At 59.7% G+C, this 6,047-nt stretch carries 4 protein-coding genes; 3 read left to right on the forward strand and 1 reads right to left on the reverse strand.

Annotation, left to right across the window (positions count from 1 at the left end):
* Positions 1 to 38: 38 nt before the first annotated feature.
* On the reverse strand, positions 39 to 1,412 hold the full coding sequence (locus tag M3436_18455; GenBank protein MDQ3565984.1) for an IS1380 family transposase: 1,374 nt from the start codon (positions 1,410 to 1,412) through the stop codon (positions 39 to 41).
* A 631-nt stretch (positions 1,413 to 2,043) separates the two neighbouring features.
* On the opposite strand from M3436_18455, the gene ltrA reads away from it, so the two are divergent.
* The 3 genes from ltrA (at position 2,044) to istB (ending at position 5,793) form a co-directional block, all read left to right on the forward strand.
* A complete protein-coding gene (gene ltrA / locus M3436_18460) occupies positions 2,044 to 3,549 on the forward strand; it encodes a group II intron reverse transcriptase/maturase (protein ID MDQ3565985.1) in 1,506 nt (501 codons plus the stop codon).
* Positions 3,550 to 3,688: 139 nt separating this feature from the next.
* Positions 3,689 to 5,011, forward strand: coding sequence for an IS21 family transposase (gene istA / locus M3436_18465; GenBank protein ID MDQ3565986.1), 1,323 nt, complete (start codon positions 3,689 to 3,691; stop codon positions 5,009 to 5,011).
* Positions 5,011 to 5,793 carry an IS21-like element helper ATPase IstB gene (gene istB, locus M3436_18470; protein MDQ3565987.1) on the forward strand — a complete coding sequence of 261 codons (783 nt, stop codon included), beginning with the start codon at positions 5,011 to 5,013 and terminating at the stop codon, positions 5,791 to 5,793. The genes istA and istB overlap by 1 nt, the downstream gene beginning before the upstream one ends.
* The last annotated feature ends 254 nt before the right edge of the window (positions 5,794 to 6,047 follow it).

Here is a 6,047-nt window from a genome sequence, read left to right on the forward strand (position 1 = left end):
CTATACCCTAGCGTTGCAAAAACAGGTTGTTGGCGAACTCACGCAGCTTTCAGAGCCGCCAGGTAATGCAACAGTTCCTCCCGAACGGCTTGATTGGCTGACATACTGAGGGTGAGCTGTCCTTGCGGCCGGATCAAACGGCCTGCGCGCTGGATAAGGCGACGCCGGAGGGTGTCAAGGCGCGCGAAGTCCCACAAGGCGGGTCGTTTCTCCAGGGTTGTGCGCGAAGGCGGATGGACGATCATCTGGAGCTCGCGGCCGAGGTTGTGGGCGAGGAGCACCGAGAGCAGGTAGATCTGGTTGCCGACCCAGGTGCGGGTGGGGACATAATCGAGCTGATTGTCGGATTTAAGCTCGGCGAAGAGGCCTTCCTGACTCCCGCGGCCGTTATGGAAGGCGAGCACCTTGCGGGCACCGAGGCGTTTATTGCTGAGGATAACCTTAAACTCATAGCCGAATTGGTGCGGAGTGAAGAGATCGAGTTGCACGGGATCCTTGAATTGCTGTTTTACCCGCGTGCGAATAAAGAGGAAACGATGGCGAACGTTCCAGGCCTTAGGTTTCCACTGCGCCTCGAAGTAGGCGCACCCCGCCCCGAGCGGCCACCACCAGCGGCGCGCTTCGATGCGTTGCTTGAGTTCAGCGAAGCGCTCGAAGGGGACGCTCACCGTATACTCCACCCCTTGGGCGTCGAGGCTCCCGATGATTTCATCGCTGAAAAACGCACTGTCCATGCGCACCTCAATGCAGACCTCAGGGAGGGCGGTCCGGAGCGTGGCGATACAGGCGAGGATGAAGTCCCGGGCACCGTGGGAGTCATGGACGTTGCCCGAGCGATGCAGCACATCGAGCACCTGCCCAGTTTGAGCCACGGTACAAAAGAGCGGGTAATAACTGCGCTGGCCCTTTTTCTTGCGGTTAAACCCCACCGCCGTCCCCTCGGCAAAGCGCGAGGTGCCCAATACCGAGCCATCGAAATCGAGCGTCACCCGGGAGAGTTTCAGTGCCACCAACCGTGCGATGACCAGCTCGCACAGCATCCTCTGCAGGTGCGTGACGCTGTCTTGGTCAGCCCTTGCCAACCCGCGGCTCACGGTGGCCACATCGGGCAGTCGGCGCAAGCCCAGGATCCGCTTCACCAGCGGATCATCCGCATAGTAACGCACATCGCGCAACTGCCGGTATCCGAGCAAGAGGTGCACGACCAAACACAGTACCAGCGCGGGATAGCCGAAGATCGGGCTGACGGTGAGATGGTTAAAACAGCGCCGCAGCCGCTCCTTCAATCCCAGACGCGAGAAGAGCTCTTGGATGAGGATGAGCCCCGAGAAGGAGGTCAGTTGGCTATCCTCAAAACGCAGTTGAGGAAGGCTGTGAGTCTTGCAGTGAACCTCGGCTCTGCTACACTTCATAGAAGCGGCCTCCTTCTCGGATCTTACTGTTTCGGCAAACGTATTATACCGAGAAGCGTAGGCCGCTTTCCATATATTTCTGATCGTAAAATCAGTCTTTTTGTCGGGTGTCTAGACCTCACCTACGGTGATGTCCAGCGAAACGCTTAAAACTCGTTAAAATCCTTAACCGACGCCATTTTCTGCCACTACACAACAGAATTATGCAACTGGAGGGGAAGCGCCAGGCTAATCTGGCATGGAGGTGTGATTGAGAATGTCATACGAGGTAAGGCTGGCCAGCCGCCTCGGCCCCGAGTCATGGCCTGAGTGGGTAACCATGAAAGGCAAGCGTTGACAGGGGTGGACGCAGGTCAGGTATTGAGCTTCGAGAGTTGCGCCACTGGGGTGCCGACGGTTTCCCTACTCGCGGAAGGCAACACGGGCAGCGGCGTTACGGCAAGTGGTTGTCCGGCCCCACGGAGTCAGAGACCCTGCACATGTGTCCCTATACTTCATGCACGGAACCTGGGAGGTCCCGCCAGTCTCTGTGGGGTGGTAACCCGCAGGGCGGTAGGCGAAGGTGAAGAGCCGAACGGCCTACATGCACGCTGGGGGGAAGTCGGACAAACCCGTAGGAGCGAAGAGGCGGATGAACAAAGGTGATCAACTGGGGCGACCTGGCCAAACGCCGGCGGAGTCCGCAGAGCAAAGGGGTTTGGCCAAGGGGAACGCCCAACGACCGCCCACCGACGGAACACAGTGTCCGGGGAAGGTGTCGCGTGGCTTGTTGGGCGTGCGGGAAGCTGCACGAAGGGACAAGAAGCTGCGATTCACAGCGTTACTGCACCATATTGACCCCGCGCTGTTGCGGGCAAGTTTCGAGGCGCTCAAGCGCGAAGCGGCGCCCGGGGTAGACGGGGTCAGGTGGGAGGCGTATCGGGAGGGACTGGAGAAACGCTTAGAGGACCTCCACGAGCGCATCCATAGGGGGCGGTATCGTGCGTTGCCGAGCAAACGCGCGCGCATCCCAAAGGACGATGGGAGCGAGCGGTTGCTTGGGATCGCTGCCCTGGAGGACAAAGTTGTCCAACGGGCAGTGGGTACGGTGCTGAATCACATTTACGAGGAGGACTTCTTGGGGTTTAGCTACGGATTTCGGCCGGGACGCGACCCCCATCGGGCGCTCGATGCGCTCTCTGTGGGACTGACCGAGCGCCCCATCCACTGGGTGCTAGACTTGGACGTTGAGAAATTCTTCGACCATCTCCAACACTCATGGCTTCTCCGCTTTCTCGAGCATCGGATTGCGGATAAGCGGGTTCTTCGTCTCATTGGTAAATGGCTGCGCGCAGGGGTCATGGACGAAGGCCGCTGGTATTGCCCAGAGGAAGGCAGTCCTCAAGGCTCAGCGGTCTCGCCTCTGCTCGCGAATATCTACCTGCATTATGTGTTTGACCTCTGGAGTCAACGCCGTCGCCGAACACAACTGCGGGGGGCGATGATTGCCGTCCGGTATGGGGATGATATGGTCGTGGGGTTTGAATATCGAGAGGAAGCCGAGGCCTTCTTGCGGGATGTCAGGAGGCGCTTCAACGACTTCGGTTTGCCGCTCCACTCGGAGAAGACCCGCCTCGTTGAATTTGGCCGCTTCGCAGCAGCCAGACGAAAGGCCGCGGGGGAAAGTAAGCCGGAGACGCTTAACTTCCTTGGGTTTACCCACATCTGCTCGCAAACCCGAAACGGCCGCTTCACCATCCGGCGCAAGACCATCGCCAAGCGCCGTCGCGCGAAATTGCAAGCTATCAAGACAGAGCTACGCCGCCGACTGCACGCATCGGTCCCCGAGACGGGCAGATGGCTACGTAGTGTGCTGCAAGGGTACTACCACTACTTCGCGGTGCCTTACAACCTGGATGCGCTGAATCAGCTCCGCTACGAGGTGGGTCGTGCGTGGCTGCGCATGCTTCGTCGTCGCAGTCAGAAAGCGCGGAGACATCTCACCTGGGAGAAATTCAAAGGCATTCAGGCGAAGTGGCTACCGACACCGCGTTTGTACCACCCTTGGCCCAACGTGCGTTTTCGCCGCCATCACCCAAGGCAGGAGCCGTGTGCGGTAACCCCGCTCGCACGGATCTGCGCGGGGGGTGTCTCGTGAGAGGCATTCCTACCGTAACTATCCAGCCTTGTCGAAGGAGCGCGCAGGCCGAAGGGGTGCTGTCACGGGGCATGCAAAAATCCCCACTTATGGGCATTGAAAATTCCCCACCCTCCTGATGACAGAAGGAGGATAGAAGATGACACTTGCAGAGAGTGATGCGATGGTGACTATGCCGTCCCCAATTCAACAATCGGGGGACGAGGGCATGGTAGGACGGGAGCGATGGGAGGAAATCCGGCGGCTGTTTTATGAGGAGCGGCGCTCGATATCGGCGATTGCACGAGCCCTGGATCTCGACCGGAAAACGGTGCGGCGCTGTATGCGGTGGTACGAGTGGCAGCCCTATCGGCGCGCGATCAAAGAAGACAGATTGCTTGGTGAGCATGAAGCGTATCTGCGGGAACGGGCGCCCCAGGTGTACTACTCGGCGCGGATCCTCTATCAGGAGCTGCGGGGGAGTCGTGGCTATGGGGGCAGTTACGAGACGGTGAAGCGGCTTGTAGCGCCGTTACGGGTGCTCGCCAGCGCGGCCGAGCGGAGCCAGATCCGGTTTGAGACCCCGCCGGGCCAACAGAGCCAGATCGACTGGGGGGAAGCGAAGGTGGAATTTCGCGCGGGGGCGCGGGTGATGCACTTCTTTGTGCTCACCCTCGGATTCAGTCGCCGGAGTTTTTTCTGGGCCACGCCCAATGAGCAATTGGGCCAATTTCTCGAGGCGCACGAGCGGGCCTTTGAGCACTTCGGGGGACGTACCCGGGAGCATTTGTACGATCGACCGCGCACGGTATGCCGGCCGAGCGGCGAAGGCAAGGTGATCTGGAACGGGACCTTTCGCGCCTTTGCTGACTATTGGGGGTTTGAGCCGCGGCTTTGCCGAGCCTACCGGGCGATGACCAAAGGGAAGGTGGAATCAGGGGTGAAGTATCTCAAGCGCAACTTCCTGCCCGGACGGACCTTCATCGACAGCGTGGATCTGCAAGAGAAGCTCGATGAATGGAATGCCACCATTGCCGATATGCGTATTCACGGCACGACCCATGAGCGGCCTATCGAGCGCTTCGAGCGCGAGCGCTCGATGCTCATTCCGACCGCCGGGCAGCCCAGCTTTTTGACCGACGTCCGGTTGAGCCGGATGGTGGCCTCCGACTACCTGGTGAGCCTCGACACCAACCGCTACTCGGTGCCCTTTACGCTGATTGGCCAGGCGGTGGACGTCGCGCGGTGCGGTGGCGAGCTTCGGATTTTCCATCGCGGCGCCTTAGTCGCCCAGCACCCGCGGCTATTAGGCCGGCATCAACTGTCGATCGATCCGGCGCACGGACCGGGGGCGATGGCCCGCAACGCCCGACGGCTTCTCTCCAGTATCGGGGTAGGCAGCGCCCCCGCGGATACCCGGCTCACCGAGGTCGAGGTACGTGATCTTGGGATCTACGAGCATCTGCTCGAGGAGGTGCTCTGATGCATGCCGGCCAATGTGAACGTTTGCAAGACAGCCTCACACGCCTGCGGTTGTTCAAAAGCCGCGAGCGGCTCGAGGCCTTGCTGCAAGACGCGAGCGCCGAGGAGCTTTCCTATGCCGATTTCCTCGATCGCCTATTGGGCGAAGAAGTCGCCTCCAAGACCCAGAAGAATATCACCATGCGCACCAGCCTCGCACGCTTTCCCTTTGTAAAAAGCTTGGAGAGTTTCGATTTCGGCTACCAACCCTCGCTCGATAAAAAGCAGCTCCTGATGCTAGCCACTTGCCACTTCATCGAGCACGGTGAGAATGCAGTGATTTTAGGGCCGCCCGGTGTCGGCAAGACGCACTTAGCCGTGGGCCTTGGACTCAAAGCCATCGAGCACGGCTATCGGGTACTCTTCACTACGGCAGCCGCGATGATTGCGACCCTGACCCGAGCGCTCACCGAGGGGCGGCTTGAGGAGAAGCTTAAGGTCTACACCGTGCCGCGGCTTTTAGTCATTGACGAGATTGGCTATCTGCCTATCGATCGGGTGGGGGCGAATCTCTTCTTTCAGCTCATCAGCCGCCGTTATGAGAAAGGGCCGATGATCCTGACCAGCAATCAGAGCTTCGGGGCCTGGGGTGAGGTGTTCGGTGATCGGGTGATCGCCACCGCCATCCTCGATCGGGTGTTGCATCATGCCATCACGATCAATATCCGGGGCAACTCCTACCGGCTCAAGGAGAAGCTCAAGGCGGGACTGATCCGCACCGAGGAGCCAGTGGCGATCGGGTAACAGCAATGCGCTATGGATCTGTGGACGAGTCCTACGGAGCGGCCCGAGCCCTGCGGGCCGCGTGGACAGCCCTGATGGACAACATCCCTGTTGCCCACAGGCTGCCCACACTCTCGGGCCTCTCGTCCACAAGCTCCACAGCGCCAATAATCGGTATTAATTCTGAGAGAAATACCTCAACCTTGAACCGAGGGTGGGGAATTTTCAATGACCATAACTGGGGAAAACTGAATGCCCCTTGACACCGCGACCAG

Source organism: Pseudomonadota bacterium (assembly GCA_030859565.1).
Taxonomy (GTDB): Bacteria; Pseudomonadota; Gammaproteobacteria; order JACCXJ01; family JACCXJ01; genus USCg-Taylor.

Bases quoted from the DNA above. Each gene is read 5' to 3' on its own strand.
- M3436_18455 (MDQ3565984.1), bottom strand. From the start codon at position 1,412: ATGAAGTGTAGCAGAGCCGAGGTTCACTGCAAGACTCACAGCCTTCCT.
- ltrA (MDQ3565985.1), top strand. From the start codon at position 2,044: ATGAACAAAGGTGATCAACTGGGGCGACCTGGCCAAACGCCGGCGGAG.
- istB (MDQ3565987.1), top strand. From the start codon at position 5,011: ATGCATGCCGGCCAATGTGAACGTTTGCAAGACAGCCTCACACGCCTG.
- istA (MDQ3565986.1), top strand. From the start codon at position 3,689: ATGACACTTGCAGAGAGTGATGCGATGGTGACTATGCCGTCCCCAATT.